The organism is Enterobacter cloacae complex sp. 2024EL-00214, from assembly GCF_043945575.1.
GTDB classification, from domain to species: domain Bacteria; phylum Pseudomonadota; class Gammaproteobacteria; order Enterobacterales; family Enterobacteriaceae; genus Enterobacter; species Enterobacter cloacae_P.
In genome coordinates this window covers 66,710-91,787 of sequence record NZ_JBIMRC010000010.1, presented here as the reverse complement: position 1 = coordinate 91,787, position 25,078 = coordinate 66,710, and the positions used below count along the sequence as shown (strand labels likewise).

General features: G+C 55.2%; 19 protein-coding genes. 2 read left to right on the top strand and 17 right to left on the bottom strand.

The annotated features are described in order from the left end of the window. Positions 1–157: 157 nt before the first annotated feature. Positions 158–1,531 carry an exodeoxyribonuclease VII large subunit gene (xseA, locus tag ACHHZ6_RS13065; RefSeq protein WP_182918775.1) on the top strand — a complete coding sequence of 458 codons (1,374 nt, stop codon included), beginning with the start codon at positions 158–160 and terminating at the stop codon, positions 1,529–1,531. On the opposite strand, the gene ACHHZ6_RS13060 is transcribed toward xseA, so the two are convergent. The 13 genes from ACHHZ6_RS13060 to ACHHZ6_RS13000 form a co-directional block, all read right to left on the bottom strand. Further along, positions 1,528–1,743 carry a zinc ribbon domain-containing protein gene (locus ACHHZ6_RS13060; protein WP_182272274.1) on the bottom strand — a complete coding sequence of 72 codons (216 nt, stop codon included), beginning with the start codon at positions 1,741–1,743 and terminating at the stop codon, positions 1,528–1,530. The two genes, xseA and ACHHZ6_RS13060, sit on opposite strands and share 4 nt — an antisense overlap. A gap of 52 nt (positions 1,744–1,795) precedes the next feature. Next, a complete protein-coding gene (locus ACHHZ6_RS13055) occupies positions 1,796–2,830 on the bottom strand; it encodes a Gfo/Idh/MocA family oxidoreductase (protein ID WP_182272275.1) in 1,035 nt (344 codons plus the stop codon). Between the two features lie 63 nt (positions 2,831–2,893). Continuing rightward, the gene (locus ACHHZ6_RS13050) at positions 2,894–4,435 is read right to left on the bottom strand and encodes a peptide MFS transporter (protein WP_182272276.1); all 1,542 of its coding nucleotides are present in this window, start codon (positions 4,433–4,435) and stop codon (positions 2,894–2,896) included. A gap of 301 nt (positions 4,436–4,736) precedes the next feature. Next, positions 4,737–6,212, bottom strand: coding sequence for a ribosome biogenesis GTPase Der (gene der, locus ACHHZ6_RS13045; protein ID WP_182274556.1), 1,476 nt, complete (start codon positions 6,210–6,212; stop codon positions 4,737–4,739). A gap of 112 nt (positions 6,213–6,324) precedes the next feature. Further along, positions 6,325–7,503, bottom strand: coding sequence for an outer membrane protein assembly factor BamB (gene bamB / locus ACHHZ6_RS13040; RefSeq protein WP_395122327.1), 1,179 nt, complete (start codon positions 7,501–7,503; stop codon positions 6,325–6,327). A 10-nt stretch (positions 7,504–7,513) separates the two neighbouring features. Then, positions 7,514–8,134, bottom strand: a complete 621-nt coding sequence (locus ACHHZ6_RS13035) for a YfgM family protein (RefSeq protein WP_395122326.1) — start codon at positions 8,132–8,134, stop codon at positions 7,514–7,516. Between the two features lie 13 nt (positions 8,135–8,147). Then, positions 8,148–9,422: a histidine--tRNA ligase gene (hisS, locus tag ACHHZ6_RS13030; protein ID WP_182272279.1), complete on the bottom strand. Its 1,275-nt coding sequence runs from the start codon at positions 9,420–9,422 to the stop codon at positions 8,148–8,150. An 80-nt stretch (positions 9,423–9,502) separates the two neighbouring features. Then, a complete protein-coding gene (gene ispG / locus ACHHZ6_RS13025) occupies positions 9,503–10,621 on the bottom strand; it encodes a flavodoxin-dependent (E)-4-hydroxy-3-methylbut-2-enyl-diphosphate synthase (RefSeq protein WP_182272280.1) in 1,119 nt (372 codons plus the stop codon). Positions 10,622–10,647: 26 nt separating this feature from the next. After that, entirely contained in the window at positions 10,648–11,655 is a 1,008-nt protein-coding gene (gene rodZ, locus ACHHZ6_RS13020) for a cytoskeleton protein RodZ (protein ID WP_182272281.1), read from the bottom strand. A 293-nt stretch (positions 11,656–11,948) separates the two neighbouring features. Next, positions 11,949–13,115 carry a bifunctional tRNA (adenosine(37)-C2)-methyltransferase TrmG/ribosomal RNA large subunit methyltransferase RlmN gene (locus tag ACHHZ6_RS13015; protein ID WP_182272282.1) on the bottom strand — a complete coding sequence of 389 codons (1,167 nt, stop codon included), beginning with the start codon at positions 13,113–13,115 and terminating at the stop codon, positions 11,949–11,951. Positions 13,116–13,284: 169 nt separating this feature from the next. After that, entirely contained in the window at positions 13,285–13,716 is a 432-nt protein-coding gene (gene ndk / locus ACHHZ6_RS13010; RefSeq protein ID WP_182272283.1) for a nucleoside-diphosphate kinase, read from the bottom strand. A gap of 157 nt (positions 13,717–13,873) precedes the next feature. Continuing rightward, positions 13,874–16,198, bottom strand: a complete 2,325-nt coding sequence (gene pbpC / locus ACHHZ6_RS13005) for a peptidoglycan glycosyltransferase PbpC (protein ID WP_182274557.1) — start codon at positions 16,196–16,198, stop codon at positions 13,874–13,876. Position 16,199: 1 nt separating this feature from the next. Beyond that, positions 16,200–21,152 carry an alpha-2-macroglobulin gene (locus tag ACHHZ6_RS13000; protein ID WP_395122322.1) on the bottom strand — a complete coding sequence of 1,651 codons (4,953 nt, stop codon included), beginning with the start codon at positions 21,150–21,152 and terminating at the stop codon, positions 16,200–16,202. A 257-nt stretch (positions 21,153–21,409) separates the two neighbouring features. Between ACHHZ6_RS13000 and sseA the strand changes: the two genes are divergently transcribed. Next, complete coding sequence (gene sseA / locus ACHHZ6_RS12995; RefSeq protein ID WP_182272285.1) at positions 21,410–22,261, top strand: 3-mercaptopyruvate sulfurtransferase; 852 nt, start codon at positions 21,410–21,412, stop codon at positions 22,259–22,261. 49 nt (positions 22,262–22,310) lie between these two features. On the opposite strand, the gene sseB is transcribed toward sseA, so the two are convergent. The 4 genes from sseB to fdx all read right to left on the bottom strand — a co-directional run bounded on the left by sseB (position 22,311) and on the right by fdx (position 25,077). Beyond that, entirely contained in the window at positions 22,311–23,087 is a 777-nt protein-coding gene (sseB, locus tag ACHHZ6_RS12990) for an enhanced serine sensitivity protein SseB (protein WP_395122321.1), read from the bottom strand. Between the two features lie 112 nt (positions 23,088–23,199). Next, positions 23,200–24,486: an aminopeptidase PepB gene (gene pepB, locus ACHHZ6_RS12985; RefSeq protein ID WP_395122319.1), complete on the bottom strand. Its 1,287-nt coding sequence runs from the start codon at positions 24,484–24,486 to the stop codon at positions 23,200–23,202. A gap of 53 nt (positions 24,487–24,539) precedes the next feature. Beyond that, complete coding sequence (gene iscX, locus ACHHZ6_RS12980; RefSeq protein ID WP_182272288.1) at positions 24,540–24,740, bottom strand: Fe-S cluster assembly protein IscX; 201 nt, start codon at positions 24,738–24,740, stop codon at positions 24,540–24,542. Between the two features lies 1 nt (position 24,741). Next, a complete protein-coding gene (gene fdx / locus ACHHZ6_RS12975; protein ID WP_182272289.1) occupies positions 24,742–25,077 on the bottom strand; it encodes an ISC system 2Fe-2S type ferredoxin in 336 nt (111 codons plus the stop codon). Position 25,078: the final 1 nt, after the last annotated feature.

The window sequence follows — 25,078 nt, the reverse complement described above, 5'->3', positions numbered from 1 at the left end:
GCAATATCTCTGACCTGGGTGGTTAAATATTGCCGTGGCATTATACAGAGCGTAACCGATTGCATCCACACTTTTTTATAAAAAAAACTTGCACTCCCCTCTCAGCAGGTTACTATCGACTGAATAACTTGCTGATTTAGAATTTGATCCCGCTCACATGTTATCCTCTCAACCCCCCTCAATTTTTACTGTTAGCCGCCTTAATCAAACGGTTCGTTTACTGCTTGAGCAGGAAATGGGGCAAGTCTGGATCAGCGGTGAAATCTCTAACTTCACGCAGCCGTCATCCGGCCACTGGTACTTTACGCTCAAAGACGATACCGCTCAGGTACGCTGTGCAATGTTCCGCAACAGTAACCGCCGCGTGACGTTTCGTCCTCAGCATGGCCAGCAAGTTCTGGTTCGCGCCAATATCACCCTGTATGAACCGCGCGGTGAGTACCAAATCATCGTCGAAAGCATGCAGCCTGCGGGTGAAGGTCTGTTGCAGCAAAAATACGAACAGCTGAAAGCAAAGCTCTCGGAAGAGGGTTTATTCGATCAACAGTTCAAAAAACCGCTGCCCTCACCTGCCCACTGCGTTGGGGTGATCACCTCAAAAACCGGTGCAGCCCTGCACGATATTTTGCATGTGCTCAAGCGTCGTGACCCTTCCCTGCCCGTTATCATCTACCCGACCGCCGTGCAGGGTGACGATGCGCCAGGGCAGATTGTCCGCGCGATTGAACTGGCGAATGCGCGTCAGGAGTGCGACGTGTTAATCGTTGGGCGTGGCGGTGGTTCGCTGGAAGATTTGTGGAGCTTTAACGACGAGCGCGTGGCGCGGGCTATTTTCGCCAGCCTTATCCCCGTTGTAAGCGCCGTGGGGCACGAAACGGATGTCACCATCGCCGACTTTGTCGCAGATTTACGCGCCCCTACGCCATCTGCAGCGGCGGAAGTGGTGAGCCGTAATCAGCTGGAGCTGCTGCGTCAGCTTCAGAACGGCCAGCAGCGTCTGGAGATGGCGATGGACTATTTCCTTGCCAACCGTACCCGTCGCTTTACCCAGCTTCATCATCGCCTGCAACAACAACATCCTCAGTTACGCCTGGCGCGACAGCAAACCGTGCTGGATCGCCTGCGTCAGCGAATGAACACCGCACTGGATAATCAGCTCAGGCGTGCAGTGTCGCGCCAGCAGCGCATCATCCAGCGTTTGAACCAGCAAAACCCACAGCCGAAGATTTACCGGGCGCAAACGCGTATTCAACAGCTGGAGTATCGTCTGGCAGAGAACCTGCGAACCCGTCTGAGTCGCTCCCGCGAGCGTTTCGGTAATGCGGTGACCCATCTGGAAGCCGTCAGTCCTCTCTCCACGCTGGCACGCGGATACAGCGTGACCACCGCGACGGATGGCAAAGTGCTGAAGCAAACTAAGCAGGTGAAAGCCGGTGATATGCTCACCACCCGCCTGTCAGACGGCTGGGTGGAAAGCGAAGTGAAAGGTGTGACCGCAGCGAAGAAAACGCGGAAGAAAAAACCGGATTAAACCGGCACAAACTCCACGCGCTTTTTAGAGATCAACCCGTGGCCATTCTGACAGAAGTAATCCACCGCACCACAGGCTTTTAATACCTGGAGAGGCTTATGGCACTCCGGGCAGCGGGCTTCCAGCTGAATATCTTTATTGCAGTTATCGCAGTGCGCCACACCGTTTTGTGGCTCCAGTTCGGCATGACACTCCGGGCAGGTAATGGACATGGTGACTCCTTTAAAAGACATTCAAATTTGAGTGGATTTTACCACGATGCGCTCAGTGTGGACCACGCAACTGTTGCTGTAGAGTCAACAACAGTTCGACTTCCTCAAGCCTGCGCTGTGTCGTACGGCTCACCTCTTGCGGATCGCGTTCAAACAAACTGTACTCACCCAGAATATGCTCAGCCAGACAGTGTTCGTAAATCGTGCCGGGAATGTGCCAGTGCTGAATATCATCGCCATCAATACGCTCCAGCACATCTTCTGCACCGCGCCGATCGTGGCTGATAATCCGCCCGTCACGCAAATACAGCCGCAGCCCTTTTTGCCCACCGGCGGGGCCTGCATATTTGTTGAGCCAGATATCCACCGGCACGCCGCTAATGTGCCCCTGAAGATGCGCTTCACCTTCAGCCGTGGTCAGATCGCCTTTTATAATATCGCGTCCCAGCCGATCTTTGGCCGTTACCACCCGTAACGCCATTTCATCACGCCCGCCCAGATAACGTACCGTCTCACGCAGCATCGCCAGCACATGAGTCCCGATATCCAGAATCACGCCATCGGGGTGATGCAGTGTACGCGTGTCCGGTTCACCGGTAGCAAAGTTGAGCGCAATGGGTTCCCCTGCGGGGTTATAGCCGCTCGGCTCCTGCAGAAAACCTTCAATTCTGACGACATCAGAAAACGTACTGACCAGCGTCTGCTTCACCGTTTCGAGACGCGCCATCCAGTGATCGAGCGCCAGCACGCGGGACGCGACGCCGGGCAGTTCCAGCAATGATTTGAGTTTTTCAATCTGGGGAAGCGTGGCGACAATCGGTTTTTCGACCACAATACGCGACACGGGTGAGGCAATTGCCTGCTCAAGCACCTCAAGATGGTTCAGGGAGGCGGTGGTAATAAACAGAGTATCAAGAGGTTGGGAGAGCAGTTCAGCGAGTGATGCACAACGGGTTACACCTTCAGGCTGTTTGACGGGCTGAACATCAAAACCTGAACAGCGCGGAGATTCATCAAAGAGATTTCGTATTGCGGGCAGGTAAGCCGTTTCAACCACTGCACCAAGACCAACAAACCCTAACAGCATGTTCTTACCTCGTTGAGTAAATTGCCGGGGCGTAACGCCTGCCCCGGCAACCTCGAGGTGTTATCAGGCGCTAGTAGCCGGTTTAGTCTGCACATTTTCCAGCATACGACGAACCGGAACAATGAGGACGATCAGTACCGCGGCACAGATAACCAGTGCAATGGAGCAGCGAGCGAAGAGATCCGGCAGCATATCAAGCTGGTCTGCCTTCACGTGACCACCAATCAGACCCGCCGCCAGGTTACCCAGCGCACTCGCACAGAACCACAGCCCCATCATCTGCCCACGCATTCTTTCCGGAGCCAGCAGCGTCATGGTCGCCAGACCAATCGGGCTCAGGCACAGCTCGCCAAGCGTCAGCATCAGGATGCTGCCCACCAGCCAGAACGGAGAAACGCCTGCGCCACCGTTGTTCAGCACGTTCTGCGCCGCCAGCATCATCAGGCCAAAACCCGCCGCAGCGCAGAGAATACCGATAACAAACTTGGTGATGCTGCCCGGACGAATGTCCATGCTGGCAAGCTTCGGCCATGCCCAGCTAAACACCGGTGCCAGCAGGATAATGAACAACGCGTTGACCGACTGGAACCACACGGCCGGAATTTCAAAACCACCGATCATGCGATTAGTGTAGTCGTTAGCGAACAGGTTAAATGACGTTGGCTTTTGCTCAAACGCAGACCAGAAGAACGCAGCGGAAACCAGCAGGATAAAGCAGACCAGCAGTCTGGCACGCTCTTTACGGGTCAGGCCGGCAAAGACGAACAGATAAACAAAGTAGAGGGCAACGGACACCGCGATCACGTACACCAGCATGCTGGCAATCGCGACCGGCCTAATCACAATCACGCCCTGTGCAATCAGCGTAACGATAACCGCAACACCCGCTGCCAGCGCCAGCAGCCAGGTTCCCACGCCATTGCGCTTCACCACCGGGCTGTTCCAGGTGGAATCCAGACCGACTTCGCTGTCATAGCGTTTCATCGCCGGAACGGCAAACACGCGGAAGATGATCAACGCCACCAGCATCCCGATGCCGCCGATACCAAAGCCCCAGTGCCAGCCGTGGGATTTAATCAACCAGCCGGAGATAAGCGGCGCGATGAACGATCCCATGTTGATGCCCATGTAGAACAGCGAGAAACCGCCGTCACGACGCGCATCACCTTTTTTATACAACGTCCCGACCATGACCGAGATACAGGTCTTGAACAGGCCGGAGCCAATCACAATAAACATCAGGCCGATAAAGAACAGGTTGTCACCCATAATGGCCGAGAGCGCAATCGACAAATGACCGAGTGCGATCAGAATCGAACCGTACCAGACGGCTCTCTGCTGACCCAGCCAGTTATCCGCCAGCCAGCCACCCGGCAGTGCAGCCAGGTACATGGTACCGGCAAAGATCCCGACAATCGCCGAGGCATTTTCACGCGCCAGCCCCATCCCGCCGTCATAAACGGTGGCAGCCATAAACAGGATCAGCAGCGGGCGAATGCCGTAAAACGAGAAACGCTCCCACATCTCAGTGAAGAACAACGAGCCAAGCGGATACGGATGGCCGAAGAACGTTCGGCTTTCTTTTTGATTAACAGAGGATTGCATAATTCTCCCGAAAAGGTATGTCGTCGTGCTGGTAAGCACCGCAATGTACGCCGGCCAGTTACGTATCTGGCCGATTTTTTACAGGCGGCGAAAAATTATTTAACTATTTGATAACCTGGCACCAGTTTTGTCTAGTACCCAACCCTGGACTTTAAGATGAAAATTCGACAATTGTCTACTTTCTTAGATTTAAACATGGTTAAAAATGAATAGCGATTGACATCACACCGGGAAAACGGGCGGTAAGAATGAGCGAAAAAAAACCCGCGACAGGCGCGGGTTTTAGTGAGATCGGCAGTGCTTATTTGCTTTTCTTAATGTGTTTAATCAAACGCTTACGCTTACGCATCTGGTTTGGCGTCAGAGTGTTACGCTTGTTAGCAAACGGGTTATCCCCTTCCTTGAACTGGATACGGATAGGTGTGCCCATCACGTCCAGCGATTTACGGAAGTAGTTCATCAGATAGCGTTTGTAAGAGTCCGGCAGGTCTTTCACCTGATTACCGTGGATCACCACAATCGGTGGGTTATAACCACCGGCGTGGGCATATTTCAGCTTCACGCGACGGCCACGCACCAGCGGTGGCTGATGGTCTTCTGCTGCCATATTCATGATACGGGTCAGCATCGCGGTGCTCTGACGACGGGTGGAGCTATCATACGCTTCACGTACGGAATCGAACAGGTTACCCACACCACTACCGTGCAGTGCAGAGATAAAGTGCACACGAGCAAAGTCGATAAAGCCCAGACGGAAGTCCAGGGTCTCTTTCACCTGCTCTCTCACTTCATTGCTCAGGCCATCCCATTTGTTGACCACGATAACCAGTGAGCGCCCACTATTGAGGATAAAGCCGAGCAGCGACAGATCCTGATCGGAAATACCTTCACGTGCGTCGATAACCAGCAACACTACGTTGGCATCTTCAATCGCCTGCAGCGTTTTGATTACGGAGAATTTTTCTACCACATCGGTGATTTTTCCGCGCTTACGCACACCCGCGGTGTCGATGAGTACATACTCACGCTCATCGCGCTCCATCGGGATGTAGATACTGTCACGGGTGGTGCCAGGCATATCGTATACAACGACACGTTCTTCACCGAGAATGCGGTTAGTAAGCGTAGACTTACCTACGTTTGGACGGCCCACAATCGCCAGTTTAATTGGCAGATCCTGCGGGTTGAATGCCTCTTCAGGCTCTTCTTCTTCGCCTTCTTCACCGTCTTCGAACTGCGCCCAGTATTCAGCGTCTTCGTCCACTTCTTCCGGCGGGTTCACTTCGTCAACCCACGGCAGCAGAACGGTTTCGAGCAGGCTGGTCACACCACGACCATGAGATGCCGCGATAGGATAGATATCGCCCAGGCCTAAAGACCAGAAATCAGCAACCGCCTGATCGGCATCGATGCCGTCAGTTTTGTTCGCCACCAGGAAGGTTGGCTTTTCACGTGAGCGCAGATGTTTAGCAATCGCGGAGTCCGCTGGCATCAGGCCCGCACGGGCATCCACCATAAACAGAACCACGTCTGCTTCTTCAATCGCCAGCAGAGACTGCTCCGCCATGCGGGTCTCAACGCCATCTTCTGTCCCGTCAATACCGCCGGTATCGATACAGATGAACTCGCGTCCTTCCACCTCTGCACGACCGTACTTACGGTCACGCGTCAGCCCCGGGAAATCCGCAACCAGCGCATCACGGGTGCGTGTTAAACGGTTAAAAAGAGTGGATTTTCCAACGTTAGGGCGCCCGACAAGCGCGACCACAGGTACCATGTTTGAAGCCTCATAAAATTCAAAATCACGTCGCTTTCGCGGCGTTTTTAAAAATGTCAAAACGGCTCCTGAGTGAACAGGAGCCGTTTAGTATACTACAACAGCCGGGTAATTAGCGCGTGATCGCGTACAGCGTGCCGTCTTTTGCCTGGATCAGCAGCTTACCATCCGCTACAACCGGCTCCGTCAGGAAGCCTGAGCTGTCGACTTTTTGCTGAGCAGTGAAGCGACCCGTTTCCGGATCAACCCAGTGCATGTAACCTTCGCTATCACCTACCACCAGGCTACCGTTGTACATGACCGGCGCGGTCAGCAGACGGTGCAGCAGATCGCTCTGCGTCCACAGCGTTACGCCGCCTTCGGTGTTCAGCGCCAGCAGGCGGTCGTTCTGATCAACCATATAGATACGGTTGCCATCAACGACAAAATCATTCACTGAGCCCAGCTCACGTTTCCACATGATCTGGCCACTGCGCAGATCCAGCGCGGTCAGGTTACCGTTATACGCCAGAGCGTAAACCACACCGTTAACGATAACTGGCGTTGTGTCGACGTCACTCAGGCGGTCAATTTCGGTTGTACCGGTCGCCTGGGAGATACGTTGCTGCCAAATCATCTGACCTTGTTGCATCAACACTGCGCTCACACGACCGTTGTCGCCGCCAACAATGGCAGCACCAAACGCGGTAGCCGGCGCGGATTCACCGCGCAAGGAGAGCGCAGGTATATCCAGGTTAACGGTCCATTTCACCAGACCATCTGCTTCGTTCAGCGCCTGCAGCTGGCCGTTGCTGGTGTGAATCAGAACCAGGCCATCGCTCACTACCGGACGAGACAGAGATTCACCAGCAACCGTCGTTTGCCAGGCCACAGAACCATCACTGGTGTTCAGTGCATAGACCTGTGCCTTTTCGCTTCCCACATACACATGACCACCGGCAACGGTCAGGCCGCCAGAGAGCAGCACAGGTTTACGGGAGAACCAGCCATCTTTTTCCGCCAGGTTAACGGACCATACTTCCTTCCCGTCATCAGCGTTAACCGCTTTCACGGTGCCTTTGCGGTCAGCCGCATAGACAACGCTGTCAGCAAATGCCGGATGCAGGTTGGAATAGAACTCACCAATTCCATCCCCCACGGAGGTACTCCACGCGGTTGACGGGGTAAACTGGTTTTCAACAGTCGGCAGCGGGGACATTTTGACAACATCTTCTTCGCCACTGAACAGTGAACAGCCACTCAATAACGTAACAGAAAGCAGTCCTGGCAGAAGTAATTTACGCAATTGCATCGGGTCCCTCTCAGACGGACAAATTATTTATTTTCATCTGCATCATTTCGCTCAGCGCAGGTGAAGCCTTGCTCTCTACGCCAGCTTGCCACGCTTTACGCGCACCTTCTTTGTCACCTTTGCTCAGCAGCGCTTCACCACGGAGATCGGCAACAATGGCTGCAAAGCCTTCGCCTTTGATGGTATCGAGCGTTTTCAGCGCATCATCGGCCTTTTTCAGCTGAACCTGGATACGTGCCAGGCGCAGATTAATAACCGCTTTCAGGTTTTCATCGCTGGCAGCCGTAAGCCCCTGCGACAGCTGTGCCGCCGCTTTTTCCAGCTCGTTCTTATCAACGAATTGCTGCGCAACTTCCAGTGCGGCCAGCGCACCATAAGTGTTTTTATTGTCAGCCGCAAATTTCTCTGCTGCCGTCAACGTCTGTGGCGCGTCGGCACGAATAGCGCTGACGGTATTTTCATACGCCAGAGACGCGCCGCGCGCAGAATCGGCCTGATGATTATTCCAGTAACGCCAGCCTACCAGCGCACCTACACCTAAAATAACCCCAACAACCAGAGCCTTGCCATTTTCAGCAAAGAAGCGTTTTATCGCATCAACCTGGTCGTGTTCGTTCTCGTAAATTTCCACGCAGTCCTTCTCCTTAGAAAGTCAAAGAGCGCAAGTGCGCCGCAACGCCGTCCTGCGTTACCGTTGTTTGCTCACCAGAGCGCAGGTCTTTCACTACCACTTCGCCGTTAGCCACTTCGGACTCACCCAGCACCAGTGCAATACTTGCGCCCCACTTATCGGCACGAGCAAACTGTTTTTTGAAGTTGCCGCCGCCGTGGTTGGTCATCAGCTTAGCGTCCGGTAGTGCGTCACGCACGCGTTCTGCAAGCTGCATCGCCGCAGACTGCGTATCCGCACCTGAAGCCACCAGGTATATATCGACAACGGAATCTGCTTTAAATTCCGGATTAACTGCCTGAACCAGCAAAACAAGTCGCTCAAGACCCATCGCAAAGCCGACAGCCGGAGCTGCACGACCACCAAGCTGTTCAACCAGGCCATCATAACGACCACCCGCACAAACCGTCCCCTGAGAACCCAGGCTTGAGGTTACCCACTCGAACACAGTACGGTTGTAGTAGTCCAGACCGCGCACCAGGCGCTGGTTCACGGTATAGGCAATGCCCGCAGCTTCAAGCAGTTTGCACAGACCCGTAAAGTGTTCACGAGACTCGTCATCCAGGTAGTCACCCAGCGCAGGAGCATCATTCAGCAGCGCCTGTACGTCAGGGTTTTTGGAATCAAGAACGCGCAGCGGGTTGCTGTACATACGGCGTTTGCAGTCTTCGTCCAGCTTCTCTTTGTGCTGTTCCAGGAACGCGACCAGCGCATCACGGTAGTTAGCACGCGCTTCCAGCGAACCAATAGAGTTCAGTTCCAGCGAAACGTGCTCAGAGATCCCCAGCGCACGCCACCAGCGAGCCGTCAGCATAATCAGCTCGGCGTCAATGTCCGGGCCTTGCAGACCAAAGACTTCCACGCCCAGCTGGTTGAACTGGCGATAACGCCCTTTCTGCGGACGTTCGTGGCGGAACATCGGACCGATATACCACAGGCGCTGCTCCTGATTGTACAGGAGACCATGTTCGATGCCGGCGCGTACGCAGCCCGCCGTACCTTCCGGACGCAGAGTCAGGCTGTCGCCGTTGCGGTCCTCAAAGGTATACATCTCTTTTTCAACCACGTCGGTCACTTCGCCGATCGCGCGTTTGAATAACGGGGTCTGCTCTACAATCGGCAAACGGATTTCGCTGTAACCGTAGCTGCCGAGCACCTGTTTCAGTGTGCCTTCAATGCGCTGCCAGATGGCGGTTTCGCCAGGCAGATAATCGTTCATGCCGCGGATGGCTTGAATGTTTTTTGCCACGTTTATTCTCTTTCTATATACAAAAAAAACCCAAAGAATGGGTTCAATCATACATGGGAAGCGAGCGGCTTCCCATCACGTTATTTTTCAACCTGCTGAACGCTGATACGCTGCGCTTCATCCAACATCGTCGCTTTGGCGCGAATGCGGGCTTCAAGCTGGTCGATCATGTCACTATTATCCAGACGATCTCTGCGAACGCCATCTTCATAGAGACCACTTTTCTTGTTGCCGCCGGTGACGCCCAGCGTTGACACCAGTGCTTCACCCGGGCCGTTCACCACACAACCAATAATGGAGACGTCCATTGGGGTGATGATGTCTTCCAGGCGTTGCTCCAGAGCATTCACGGTACCGATCACGTCAAACTCCTGACGCGAACAGGTTGGACAGGCAATGAAGTTGATCCCACGCGCACGGATACGCAGTGATTTCAGAATATCGAAACCAACTTTGATCTCTTCAACTGGATCGGCTGCCAGCGAAACACGCAGGGTGTCGCCGATCCCTTCGGAAAGCAGCAAACCAAGACCGATTGCCGATTTAACGGAACCGCTACGCAGGCCGCCAGCTTCGGTGATCCCAAGATGCAGAGGCTGATCGATCTGCTTTGCCAGCAGACGATAAGACTCTACCGCCAGGAATACATCGGACGCTTTTACGCTAACTTTGAACTGATCGAAGTTAAGACGATCCAGGTGATCAACATGGCGCATAGCGGATTCGAGCAGTGCCTGTGGTGTTGGCTCACCGTATTTTTCCTGCAGATCTTTTTCCAGAGAACCGGCATTCACGCCGATACGAATTGGAATGTTTTTGTCGCGCGCGCAATCCACAACCGTACGGATACGCTCTTCGCTACCGATGTTGCCCGGGTTGATGCGCAGGCAATCCACGCCATACTCGGCCACTTTCAGTGCAATGCGGTAGTCAAAGTGGATATCTGCAACCAGCGGGACGTTCACCTGCTGCTTGATCAGTTTGAACGCCTCAGCGGCATCCATTGTCGGCACAGAGACGCGGACAATATCCGCACCTACGCGCTCTAATGCTTTGATTTGGTTGACCGTTGCTTCCACATCCGTGGTGCGCGTGTTGGTCATTGACTGAACGGCGATAGGTGCCCCATCGCCGATTGGCACATTCCCAACGTAAATCCGTTTCGATTTTCTACGTTGAATCGGAGCCTGGTTATGCATGAAAAATCTCCCGCGTTGCCCGTCTGTTACTGTGCTGCTGATTGTTCGGCATTAACGGTAAGACGCGCAACCTGGTTAGTTCTGATAAAGCGGCTCAGATCGACAGGTTTGCCCTGGTACTGGATCTGTACCGCTGAAGGAGCGCCAATCTTGAGCTTATACGGAGCCTGACCCGTCAGGTTTAACGTGCCATCTTTACGCTGTAAGCCGCTGAAAAGTTTTTTACCGGTTGCATCAGTCACTTCCAGCCAACAGTCGGCGCTGAAGTTCATCACCAGCGCGTTTGGATCGGCTGCAGGAGTCATCGTGCCAGCCTGGCCAGTAGGCAGTGACGCTGCGGTGTTATTCGCTGGCGCAGTAGCGGCAGGAGCCGCATCCACATTAGCCTGAGAAGGGGCAACAACTGCGTTTTGATCCTGAGCCTGAGGTGCTGGCGTGTCCGCCGTTGCCGCTGGCGTCTGCGCAGCGTCGGTTGCAGGAGCATCCGTTGCCGCCGTTTGCGGTTCGCTGGAGCTTGCCGCGCCGTCAGTGCTGAGCGGTACACTTTGCGCATTACCATTGCCGGCCTGGTTAAGCTCAGCGGAGGACTGATCGGCCATTGTGGTGATCTCTTCCTGCTGCGCTTTGTGGTTTTGCCACCACCATGCCCCCGTCAGACCGATAACCACAAACAGCACCAGCCAGGTAAAGCTCATCAGCCAACCATCACGTTTTTTACGACGTTTCCCCAGAGAGAAGGTCTGCATCGGCGCAACTTTTGCTGCACGTACAGGTGCCTGCTTCTCCATCATTGGCAGTAATTCGTTTTCGGGGATATGCACCAGTTTTGCGTAAGAGCGGATATAACCACGCAAGAATGTTGAAGCCAGATCGGCAGGTGCCTTATCTTCTTCAATATCGCGAACCGTGGAAACCTTCAGACACAAGCGTTCTGCAACGGCTTGTTGGCTGAGTCCGAGTTGTTCACGGGCGTTGCGAAGACGAACGCCAGTGGAGAGTGCTTCATGTTGGTCGTGAGTGGCTTCAGTATTCATTCGCTACAACTACTGGTACGTGAAAAATAAGGGTCCAGGTGCCGGTGAGTCACAATGCCACCCGCACCGCGAAACTTCTGGTCAGTTAACCTTGAACAGACAGTATAAGACTGTCAGCCTGTAGATGACAGTGCAGCCCTGCCCACGAAGCTAAACTGTTGTTACGACGTTACATACTGCCCGAAAGTCGTATGAAACGCACCGTAATTATTATTCAGTCATCATTAATATGACTGAATATTCAGTAAGCTTATGCGTCACGGCGCAGAAAATGCGCCGTGAGTGCATAATAATCAAACAGATTTGACCGCAATCGTCTCGCCCTGCATGCGTTTACGCAGAGTACGTTTGGTACGGTCAATCACCTCGCCTGCCAGCTGGCCGCATGCCGCATCAATATCATCGCCACGGGTTTTACGCACGATAGTCGTAAAACCATACTCCATCAGCACTTTGGAGAAGCGGTCGATACGGCTGTTCGAGCTACGGCCATACGGCGCGCCCGGGAACGGGTTCCACGGAATCAGGTTGATTTTGCATGGCGTATCTTTCAGCAACTCAGCCAACTGATGCGCATGCTCAGTACCGTCGTTCACGTGATCCAGCATCACATATTCGATAGTCACACGACCCTGGTTCGCATTGGATTTCTCCAGGTAACGACGCACAGCCGCGAGGAAGGTTTCGATATTGTACTTTTTGTTGATCGGTACAATTTCATCACGGATTTCGTCGTTCGGTGCATGCAGGGAGATTGCCAGCGCCACGTCAATCATGTCGCCCAGTTTATCCAGCGCAGGCACAACGCCTGAGGTAGACAGCGTCACGCGACGTTTGGACAGACCAAAACCGAAGTCGTCGAGCATGATTTCCATTGCCGGAACCACGTTAGTCAGGTTCAGCAGCGGCTCTCCCATCCCCATCATCACCACGTTGGTGATTGGGCGGGTGCCGGTCACTTTTGCTGCACCCACGATTTTCGCGGCGCGCCATACCTGGCCGATGATTTCAGACACGCGCAGGTTACGGTTAAAACCTTGCTGAGCGGTAGAACAGAATTTGCACTCCAGAGCACAACCCACCTGGGATGACACGCACAGCGTGGCACGGTCTTCTTCCGGAATGTAGACGGTTTCAACGCGCTGATCGCCAACGGCAATCGCCCATTTGATGGTGCCATCTGAAGAGCGCTGCTCTTCCACCACTTCCGGCGCACGGATTTCCGCCACTTCTTTGAGCTTATTACGCAGCACTTTGTTGATGTCAGTCATGTCATCAAAGTTGTCGCTGCAATAGTGGTACATCCATTTCATGACCTGATCGGCACGAAACGGCTTCTCGCCCATCTCTTTAAAGAACTCGCGCATCTGCTGACGGTTCAGATCCAACAGGTTAATTTTTCCATTTTTATTTGGAACCGCAGGAATGACGACTTCGGAGGTATTCACTAATTCAGACATAATTTTTTCCGGCCTCGTTGTTACACGTTATGGCCCGTGGAGGGTTGAAAAGAAACGCCCCGGAAAGCTGTCTGCTCATCCGGGGCGTTGCATTGTACAAAGTCTGGCGCAGGGATGCCACGTTTGCACGCGGCATTTACGAAAATAATATGTAAACGAAACCGTTAAATTAACGGGTACGTGGACATACTTCGCCTTCACCGAAGAAGAAGGCGATTTCGCGAGCAGCAGACTCAACAGAGTCAGAACCGTGGGTACCGTTCTCGGTGAAGCTGTCTGCGTAGTCCGCGCGCAGAGTACCTGCCAGCGCGTTATCCGGGTTGGTTGCACCCAGCAGATCGCGGTGACGCTGTACTGCGTTTTCACCTTCCAGGACGGATACAACGATCGGGCCTGAGGTCATGAACTCTACCAGGCCGTCAAAGAATGGGCGACCTTCGTGCTCAGCGTAGAAACCGCGCGCCTGCTCAACGGTCAGATGCAGCATTTTGGTGCCAACAATCTTGAACCCTGCTGATTCAAAACGAGCAAAGATGCTGCCAATAACGTTTTTTGCCACCGCGTTTGGTTTGATGATGGAAAAAGTACGTTCAATAGCCATGATAACCTCTGTCAAATGTTCTGTTGTTTTACATACCTGAGTATGGTGTGGCGCGGATTATAATGAGCAATAGCGCCATTGCCTATGGATTCAGGTAACATTTTTTTAAAATAAGACGAGTTTTAGCAACAGCTCACATCTGAAAGCGCTTTTTACGTTACTGCAGCACAAAATTCACCGTCGCCACCTGCCCCGCCTCATCCATTACCAGTAACTGATAATCACCCGATTTATCAAGCTGTAGTGTGTAAACCCGCCCTTTCACATCCAGCGGCTCACCGTTCAAAAACCACCATCGTTCACCGCTATTACCGGTCACCTGCAGCGGGAGTGAAACACGGGACTCGCCAGGCAGACGTTTGATAACCGCGCCTTCACGCACACCCGTCAACATGAGTGGCGCAGGTGCATCCTGCGACAGTGGCGGGCAGGTTGCAGAAGAGGCGGGAACCCGCACCGCACGACGCTCCGTTGCTGGAAGCCACGGTTCGAGCGGCAGCGGCCAGACATCCAGAACTTTTTCGGCTGCGTCCGGGCAGTCTGCCGCGACGCGCTTACCCGTCTTATCCAGCCAGACGGGGAAACGGATCCCACGAATACCTTCCTGCTCAGGCAGCAGAAGCGTGGGAGGTTCGCTGCCCTCCAGCAACCAGGTCGACAGGCGACGCCGACAGTTTTCACTGCCTTCCGGCAGCGATTGTCCGCCCGGCCAGCAGATAACACCCCGCCCCACGCTTTCCGGGCGAGGGTCACGCGGCAGACGCGCCTCATCTAACGTTGATCGCGACTGAAGCAGATTATTCACCTGGTTCAACAGCGGAACAGCACTCGCAAAACCAAACTGCCCGGCCACTGGCGTACCGTCCGGCCTCCCCGTCCAGATACCAATAACATAGCGGGCATTAAGCCCGACGGCCCAGGCATCACGGTAGCCATAGCTGGTTCCCGTTTTCCATGCCAGCGGTGCAACCTGTGGCAGTGCATCGTCCGGCAGCGGTTGTGCCTCATTAGCCAGAATACGACGAATGATCCATGCCGAGCCTTGCGACAACAGCGGGCGTTCGATCAGCGGATCGCCAGGCTGTAAGCGCAATCTTCCCGCGTTACCGTGTCGGGCAAAGGCGCTGTACGCGGCAGTGATATCCGCCAGCCGTGCGCCTGCGCCCCCCAGGATCAACGATAAATTCGGCTGCGCACCAGCAGGCAGGATCAACGGCAGTCCCGCGTTGCTCAGCATCCCCGCAAAACGTTTTGGCCCGTACGCTTCCAGCACCTGGACGGCTGGCAGGTTGAGGGAACGAACCAGCGCTTCACTCATGCTGACAGGCCCGTGGAACCCGCTGTCAAAATTTCCCGGGCGATAATCCCCCGTTTTTCTCGGCACGTCCTGAAGTAACGAAGCAGGGTGGATCAGGCCATCGTCCAGCGCCATACCGTAGATAAACGGTTTCAGCACCGATCCAGGCGATCGGATCGCACTAACCATGTCCACATGGCTAAAACGACTGTCATCGTTGATGTCGGCCGAGCCAACCCAACCACGCACTTTCATATTCGTATGATCCACCACGATCATTGCCAGCGAACTGCGTGCCGGTAACCGGGATTTCCAGTTCATGGCCAGCTCTTCAAGCTGCCGCTGCAGGGCGGCATCCAGCGTGGTGACAATTTTTGTATCGCGGCTTTTACTGAGCATCATGCGTGAAAACAGTGGTGCCAGCTGCGGCATCTGCCGTGGTGCCAGCCATACAGACTCTTCACGGGATTCTTTCACCTGACTGGCTGACCAGACACCCTGCGTCACCATCCGCTCAAGCACTTTATTGCGTGCCGCTTCGGCACGTTCCGGCCAGCGGTCAGGACGCAAGCGGCTAGGTGCTTGCGGCAATACCGCGAGAAGTGCGGCTTCAGAATAGCTCAGCTGTGATGGTGGTTTGCCCAGGTACGTCCAGCTCGCGGCACCAATTCCCTGTAGCGTTCCACCAAACGGGGCCCGGTTGAGATAAAGCGTGAGGATCTCACGCTTGGAGAGGTGCCACTCCAGCTGCATTGCCCGCCAGAGCTGACGGATCTTGCCGCCAAAGGTGCGCGGATGTGGATCCAGCAGGCGAGCGACCTGCATGGTGAGCGTACTGCCGCCAGACACAACCTTCCCGGAGGTGAGATCCTGCCAGGCGGCACGCAGCACTGCAAAAGGGTTCACTCCAGGGTGATCCCAGAACCAGCGATCTTCGTACTGGATCAGGGCATCAAGGTAGCGCGGAGATACCTCTTCAATAGTGACCGGATAGCGCCAGATACCTTCGCTGTCGGCAAAACGCCAGAGTGGCGTTCCCTTCTCATCGACCACCACCCGCGCGGGGTTAACCTCTTTCAGAGGTAGCGGCCACAGGCGGTCGGCGGCAAAGATAAGCCCCCATACAATGAGAAGCGCTCCCGCCAGCCACAGCCAGCGGGAGCGTATCAGACGTGCAATCAGCATATTACGGAACAACAATCAGCGGGCCACTGGCCGCACCCGTTGCCCGCCACTGCGGAACATACATGGACTCCACCATCGGGACAGGTACCTGGTAGGTTCCCGGCGTCACGGCGCGCGCCAGATAAACCAGCGTGACCGGTTGTCCTTCATTAACCGGCACAGCCGCCACAAAGCGGTCGTCGCGGAATTCCATATGCTGGATATCTGCCTGCTGCATCTGGCTGAGCAGGTTCTGCACTTCGCTGCCGCTGTCCTGCAGGCTGGCACTGCTGTTCGCCAGATTCTGGTTTTCCAGTTCCAGCCCCGCCGGGAGCAGATCCACCACCAGTGCATCCGGTACGTTCTGGCTGGCTTTAACGTCAAGCCACACCAGCACCAGTTCGCCGCTCTTCAGTGAAGAGAGTGATTTTGTGCTGCCATCGGTCGCCAGAATATGACGTTCAACCTGCAGTACATTAGACGCTGGCTGAGGCGCATATTCCGGATAACCCGTGCTATCAAGGCGTACCCACAGCGGTGCAGTGCCGGTATTGGTTACCTGCAGTGCGCCAAGCTGGTCACCGTTCACGTTTTGTACCTGCGCCTTGTCACCGCCAGATGCAGTATCCGACAGAGACGTTTTCGCCTGCCATGCCCCGCTCAGAGTTTGCAGTGAACGTCCGGCCAGGAACAACGCATTACTCTCCTGCGTTGACAGCCAGCGCTGGCTGAATGCCTCTTCAGATAAGGTATTGAGCAGTGCATTTTGCGCATCCGGCAACAACTTGTACTCTTCCAGAAGAGAGAGCATCAGGGCGTTATCACGAAGCGGGCTACCGTAATCCGCCATCCAGTTTTTGCTGTCGTTACGCGGCGTCTTAAGCGCCAGATCCAGCGCCTGCTGGCTGCGCGGTGCATCCCCCATCAATTTGAGTGCCATACCCAGTTGCATCAGGGGCAGACCAGAAGCCGCCTGCCCGTGGCGATCCCAGATCTCACGTAGCGCACCGAGCGGTGCTTTCTGTTGACGCGCCAGTATCAACGAGGCATACGCCTGCACCGCAAACTTGCTGGCCTGCGTGTCATCGCTGTAACGGATGGACATTGTGCCGGGGTCCTGCAGGTAACGAAGCAGACGGTTATTAGCATTGTTTACCGCATCGGTGGGTACGCTGTAGCCCTGCTCGCCTGCGCGAACCAGGAAGTCAGTAACGTAGGCGGTCAGCCAGTATTCTTCCGGGCCGCTTTTATCCCACAGTGCAAAGCCCCCGTCGTCACGCTGCATCTGCAGCAGACGGGAGATACCGATATCAATGGCCGCGCGGCGTTTATCGTCCGTATCGCCTTTGATGCCAAGCGCCGTCAACTGTGCTGCGTTGGTATAGAGCGACGGGAACAGACCACTGGTAGTTTGTTCCAGACAGCCGTACGGATAAGCCTGCAGTTCACGAATGTAGCGCGCCAGATTCAGCGGCGGTTTACCGCTAAGCAACAGCTGGCCCTGCAACGTTGCAGGAGAGAAACCGTTGATATGCTGCGCTGGTGCGGTCCATGACTCGCCAGGGTTCAGCATCGCTCCGGTATTCACCGTTTGTGCCGGGAATGCCGGACGGACACCGATTTTCCAGCTCTTCTGCTGCGGTGCAAACGTCTCACCAGGAAGCTGAAGGCCGGTCACCTGAGCGCTAATCTCACCATCACCATAACCATCCAGTGCACGAACCGGAATGAACATGGTGCGGCGGACACCTGGAGCGAGCTGAACCGGTTGTGGCTGAGCGCCTTCCAGCGTCAGCTTGCCGGTCGCGGTTAAGGCGACGTTCAGCGTTTGCGGCTGGTCAGTCAGGTTAGTGATATCCAGCGTCAGTCTGGAGGTATCTCCGCTGGCGAGGAAGCGTGGCGTGTTGAGTTCGGTAATGACCGGCGCGGCCACAATCACCTTGCTTTCGCTGCTGCCGAAATCCTCTTCCGTCCAGGCCTGCGCCATCAGACGCAGCTCGCCGTTGAAATCACCAATCGGCAGCGTAATGGTGCCTTCGCCGTTGGCATCCAGCACTACCGGTTGTGTCTGCTGCGCAATAATAGTGACATGGTTCACTGGCGGCTTACCGCCGCGCTTCAGTTCATCACCGTCACCACCAAAGCGCAGTGCAGCCATACGGCCCTGCCCTTCGATCACCTGGCCGTAGATATCGTAGATATCCGCGCCATAACGCTTCTGACCAAAGAAGGCTTGCCACGGATCCGGCGTGACGTAGTCGGTAATATTCAGTACGCCGCTATCGACCGCCGAAACCAGTACGTTCACTTTCTGCGGTACTGCGCCCTCTTTCACGCTGGCCTTCACCTTCACGGACAGCGTCTGGTCAGGACGCATCTTCTGCGGATTATCCAGGGCGATATTCAGTCGACGATTTTCGTCACCCATCGGCAGATGCAACAACCCGACCGCGCGTTTCGGCGTGGCCGATTTGGATTTATCACCCGGGCGAACCACCAGCGTGCTGAGGTAAAGATCGTGACGTTTCCAGGTTTTATCCACCGGAATGGAGAGATCCAGCCCATTTGCCGGTACATCGATCTCTTTCCACCACAGCGGCCCTTCGCTGGATTCGATCATCACATAGCCTTTGCCCGCAGCCGGTGCCGCAATATGCAGCTGAATGGTATCGCCGGGCTGGTAAGCAGGCTTATCGATTTTTAGCGTTACGCGGTCAGGGCGAGCAGCACCGGTACCGTCGCTGTTATCCTGCCAGCTGTAACCTGCCCAGAAGCGCACGCTGCTGACCATCTCATCGGGTGCTTTAACCTCCAGACGGTAGGAGCCCCACTCCACCGGGAAGGTGACTTTGCCTGTCTCATCGGCCTTGAGCGTCAGTTCCTGTTCACCTTCCACAAGATCTTTTTGATCAAACTGAGACTGCCAGCCATCGCTCTCTGACCAGTTCCAGTAGTAGTCACGACGCTCGCGGATCAGACGAACCTGAAGCCCGGAAACAGCCTTTTTCGCGCCAGTAGCATCGGCATACACAATGTCGAAGCTGGCGTTACCGTTTTCATCAACAATCGGCTGGTTGACGGTAGTGTCCGTGCGGTAGTCGTACACTGCCTTGCTGGCAAACTGTGGGCGAATACCCGGTAATTCGGTAGCAGGCCAGATAGCCTGCTCGGCACGACGCGTCACCGGACGACCACCTGATTCCAGCAGGCTGGCCTGCAGGATCAGTTGCAGAGGGGAATGCACCTCTTTCCACTGACTTTCTGTGGAAACCTGTCCACGCCCCTGTTCATCCAGCGTAATCTGCACTTCATCCAGGCTACGGCTCAGGTTCTCTTCGGCGATATCACCAAACTGGAACCCCGGCAGCGCAGTAACGGCGTCGCGCAGCGGACGCAGGAAGAGCTGGCCCTGCAGCGAGTTACCATTGGCAGGTGCGCCATACAAGTAATAACCCACTACGTTAAAATCGACAGTATCCTGTGGCGAAACCGGCGTTTTTTGTCCGGTCAGGTTCAGCGCCATACGCTCCGGCATAAAATCTTCAACGTGGAAATCCCACAGGCGCTGCAGGTTATCGCCCGTATTGGCACGAATATGCCACATCCCGGTTTGCGCTCCGCTGTCGAGCGGATAATTAAAGCGGTAGAGGCCGTTCTCAGGCTGGACGACCACGGTGCGAGCCACCTGTCCGTCAGGGCGCAGTACATCAAGTTTCACCGGCTGGGCAGGAAGCGGTTTGCCGTCGCTGTCGCGCAGTAAGCCGTTGAGGATCACCGTTTCACCCGGGCGGTAGAGGTCACGCGGGCCAAACATAAAGAATTGCTTGCTGTAGCCCGGACTACCTGCAATATCAAATTCCGCCAGTTCAAGCGCTGGTAACTTGAGATCAAGCAGAGTGGTCTGGCCATCTTTGCTGGCCAAAATCAGCGCCGCCTCTTTGTCTGTCTCCAGTTTTGCATGGCCGTCGGCATCGCTGTTCGCCTGGGCAAGTGTCTGCCCTTTGTCATTCAACAGAGTGACGGTTACGCCAGATTGCGCCGCACCGTTTTCCAGACTCTGGGTGAAGATATCGAGACGGTTATGATAACGGTGAGCGGACAACCCAATATCACTTAGTGTGAAGAGCGTCGCGGCATTGCTGTAGTTGTAGTGTCCGGCCTGGTTCATCACTGCGATGTAGACACCAGATTGCTGAAGCGGCTTGATATCACGCAGCGGTAGCAGCAGTTTCTCACGCGTGTTGCGCGCCGGGTTGAGGTCAAAACGGCCAGTGTAAACCAGTTCCGCCATCTTCAGCAGGTTATCGGACTCCCAGTTGGTCAGGGAGTTACGGTACTCCCACTGGCTGACAAAGGAGGCCAGCGACTCAGGCTTCACGCGGTAGAAGTTCACATCCACGTTGTTGACGTTAAGCGCCATCACCGGCAGACCTTCCACCACTTTACCTGGCAGCAACGAGCCACGGCTGGCGAAGCCAACGGTCGGCTCAACGTCCCGGGTAGTCAGCGCTTTTTCGTAATCGATACCAAAGGTCGCCTTGTTCAGCGCCTGCAGGTCACGTTCAACGGTAACGACCAGATTGCGGTTTGGTTCCAGATGGCGCAGACGCAGCTCTTTCAGGTTCGGCGCAAGCTCCCACGCCCCGTCCACTTTGCCGCTTTTCTTATCCACCACGTGCACCGTCTTTGCAAAATCCTGATCGGGATTCAGCGGAACAGAGAACGTCAGTACCAGCGTAGCGGCACCGTCGAGCTGAACTTCAGAGGTATCCAGCAGGGTTAGCGCCTTGCCCTGACTCTGTGCAGCCAGTTTTGCCAGCGTTTCAGCATCGGGTTTTTCCGGTGTTTTTACTGCAGTTGCCGTTGATGCTGCGGGTGATACAGCCTGAGGTTTATTGTCGCTGTTATCACAGCCGACAAGCGTGAAGGTGGTGAAAAGCGCGAGAGAAATCGCGGCTAAGCGAAACGGTTTCATCCTTTGTCCCTGGCCCGTGGAGCCTGTTGGTCGTCATCCGGATAAGTATTATCCTCAAGTTTGATTAATACAAAAAGTCCAATTTTAGAATCTGGAAAGCGCCTCGCAAAGCGAGGGACCCAGCCCCGGCAAAAAACCGGACAGGATGACGAAGCGGTGAAAAAATAAGGGCTTGCTCGCGAGTTGAACGCGCTCTGCTTGTCGGTGTCAGAAAAAACACCGACAATCCTTTTTTACGGAAAAGAATGGAGGCAACCATGTCCACCTCATATTTTGTCGCCACCGACTGGCTGATTGAGCACAGTGACGACCCGGAAGTCCAGATTATTGATGCCCGGATGGCCCCTCCCGGGCAAGAGCACCGCGATGTTCCCGGCGAATACCGCGCAGGGCATCTGCCAGGTGCAGTGTTTTTTGATATCGAAGCCCTGTCCGACCACACCTCTTCTCTGCCACACATGTTGCCGCGCCCGGAAGCGTTTTCCGTGGCGATGCGCGAGCTTGGCGTTAGTCGTGACAAGCACCTGGTGGTCTACGACGAAGGTAACCTCTTCTCTGCGCCGCGTGCGTGGTGGATGCTGAAAAACTTCGGCGTCGAAAAAGTTTCAATTCTGGCGGGCGGTCTCGCAGGCTGGAAGCGCGACGAGCTGCCACTGCAGCAAGGTGACGTGACGCTGCCTGAAGGGGATTTCGACGCAACGTTTGACGCAAACGTCGTGAAACGCCTGACCGATGTTCTGGTTATCAGTCATGAAAAAACGGCACAAATTGTCGATGCCCGCCCCGCACCACGTTTCAACGCCGAAGCCGATGAGCCACGTCCTGGCCTGAAGCGTGGTCATATTCCGGGTGCGCTGAACGTACCGTGGGGCGATCTGGTGTTTGAGGGTGAACTGAAAACTACCGACGAGCTGCACACCATTTTTGACCGTCAGGGCGTCGATTTACATCGTCCGATTATTGCCAGCTGTGGATCTGGCGTGACGGCGTGCGTGGTGATTCTGGCGCTTGCAACCCTTGGCGCAAACGACGTGACGCTGTACGACGGAGCCTGGAGCGAATGGGGAGCCCGCGACGATCTGCCGGTTGAGCCTGAGCCTACCCGCTGAGAGCGGCCTGCTAAGAAATACGGCGGGGTGAGTCTTCACCCCGCCGCGTTTAGATAATGCGGTTGGTTTTGAGATCGCGCAGGAACCCGCCCCAGCGACGCTCATAGAACGGCGTGATGTGCTCGGTAATAAAGTGGCTGATGCCCTTCTCACCTTTCTTCACCTGACAGATATCAATTGGCTCATCGCCCGGCAACGTATCGGTGGCAACGCTTCCCGTCGCCTGAATGATCTCTTCGATATCACCGTCCGCTTCAATACCAATCAGCAGCACTGGCCGCTCGTCCGCACGCTCTTTAATGGAGCAAAGGAACGCGCGTTTCACCGGTTTGATGGTTTTGAAAAGCGTGGTCAGGGAGTCAATCATCTGCGCAGGCGGTTCTGCCACTTCTGATAACAGCAACGTCTCGCCCCCCTCCAGCACTTCCTGCGTGCTGAGCGGGTTACCTTCTTCGCCAATCAGATGGCTAATTTCACGCGGCGTGAACTCTTTCCCGGTCGGCAGTTTGGCGTTGAGGAACAACGTTGCACCCAGCGTCATTTCAAATAACGTGCGAACGGGCATGACGACGAACGCCTGTTCGTCTTCCACCGCTTCCTGCAGCGCTTCCAGAGAGGTGAAGAACGGGATCACCGAAGTGCCATCGTCCTTCTCCCAGTGGAGCAGATCCAGCGCACTGTCTTCAACGACCTGCTCACCTTCTGCTGCGGTTCCCGGCACCCAGACGGTGGATTCCAGCAACGTGCGGAAAAATGCCGGACGGTGGGCGGGCTCGGTCGCCGCCTGTTCCAGCAGGGTTTCTAATTCGTTTTTGGTTTCGGACATAACAATTCCAGATGATGCATTTCCCCCTCACCCCGGCCCTCTCCCTCAAGGGAGAGGGAGCAAACCATCCCCCTCTCCCCGTGGGAGAGGGTTAGGGTGAGGGCAATGACGATTACTCAGCCGTCAGCAGGTTCGCAACGGTACGTACGCCCAGACCGGTCGCGCCCGCAGACCACTGCTCAACCACCGCTTTACGGTACGTTGCGGAGCAGTCAATGTGCAGCCAGCCTTCATGGTAGTTCTCTACGAAGTGAGACAGGAAGCCTGCTGCAGTGCTCGCACCCGCCGGGTACGCTGCACTTGCGGTGTTGTTCAGCTCGGCAAAGTTAGACGGCAGCTGGCTACGATGGAACTCGGCCAGCGGCAGACGCCAGAACGGTTCGTTTTCCGCAGCGGCACTCGCCAGCAGGCGGGCTGCCAGCTTGTCGTCAAAGCTGAACAGTGCGTGGTAGTCGTTACCCAGCGCAGTTTTCGCCGCACCGGTCAGGGTTGCCATGTCGATAATCAGCTCTGGCTTCTGCGCAGACGCGTCAATCAGGCCATCGGCCAGTACCAGGCGGCCTTCTGCATCGGTATTCATCACTTCGACGTTTTTACCGTTACGGTAGCGAATGATGTCGCCCAGCTTGAAGGCATTACCGCTGACCATGTTGTCTGCACAGCACAGGTAGAGCTTCACGCGTTTGTTCAGACCACGGGTGATGGCGAATGCCAGCGCACCGGTAATAGTGGCCGCGCCGCCCATATCGGACTTCATGGAGTCCATGAATGCGCTCTGCTTCAGGCTGTAACCGCCGGTATCGAAGGTGATGCCCTTGCCGACCAGGCAGGCAAAGACTGGCGCTTCTTTATCACCGGTTGGGTTGTAATCGAGAGCCAGCAGCACCGGAGGACGTTCAGAACCGCGGCCCACGGTGTGGATCCCCATGTAGTTCTGTTCGCGCAGGTCTTCACCTTTGGTAATACGGTAAGACATCTTATCGCCCGCCACGCCGCACAACAGGTCAACGGCACGTTGTGCCAGCTGCTCAGGACCAAGCTCTTCCGCCGGGGCGTTGATGGTGTCACGCACCCAGTCGATAATGGTCAGACGGCTTTCCAGCTCTTTCTGGCCCGCAGCGTCGAGGTTCGCCCACTCAATTTTACGGGTGCCTTTCGGGCCTTTGTAACCTGCCCAGAATGCCCAGCTGCGGTCAGTATCCCAGCCTTCACCGTCCAGCAGGACATGTTTAATACCCAGGCCATCCACTTTACGCGCCGCGCGCTGGATCAGCCCCAAATCATCGTTGCCAGTCAGGTGCAGGGTAATACCGTCGTTGTTGATGCTGTAAGTGGCTTTTTCGCCCCAGCGTGCATCCGCAGGCTGTGTAGAGAGCGTAATCTTCATCGCTTCGGTCATTTTATTTATCCTTATTAGCAAACGGGCCGCCTGAAGGCAGCCCGTAATGTGATTTAGTTAGCCTCATCTAACCAGACTAACAGAATCGCCTCCAGAATTTTTTCATTGGATGCGTTGGGATCATCATCAAAATCTTCCAGATCGCAAATCCACTGATGCATGTCGGTGAATCGTACGGTTTTCGGATCGAGATCCGGGTTAGCATCAAAGAGTGCTTCGCCGATTTCACGGCTATCTGTCCACTTCAGTCCCATATTAATGCTCGCGTGCGTGGTTGATGGTGTAGCGTGGGAATTCCACGACCAGATCTTCATCGGTCACCGTGGCCTGGCAGCTTAAGCGGCTGTCTGGCTCCAGACCCCATGCTTTATCCAGCATGTCGTCTTCGTCTTCGGTGCTCTCAGCGAGAGAGTCGAAACCTTCACGCACGATGCAGTGGCAGGTCGTACAGGCGCAGGATTTTTCACAGGCGTGTTCCACTTCGATACCGTTACGCAGGGCAACATCGAGGATGGTTTCACCGGTCTTCGCTTCCAGAACTGCACCATCCGGACAGAGGTCCGCATGAGGCAAAATAACAATCTTTGGCATA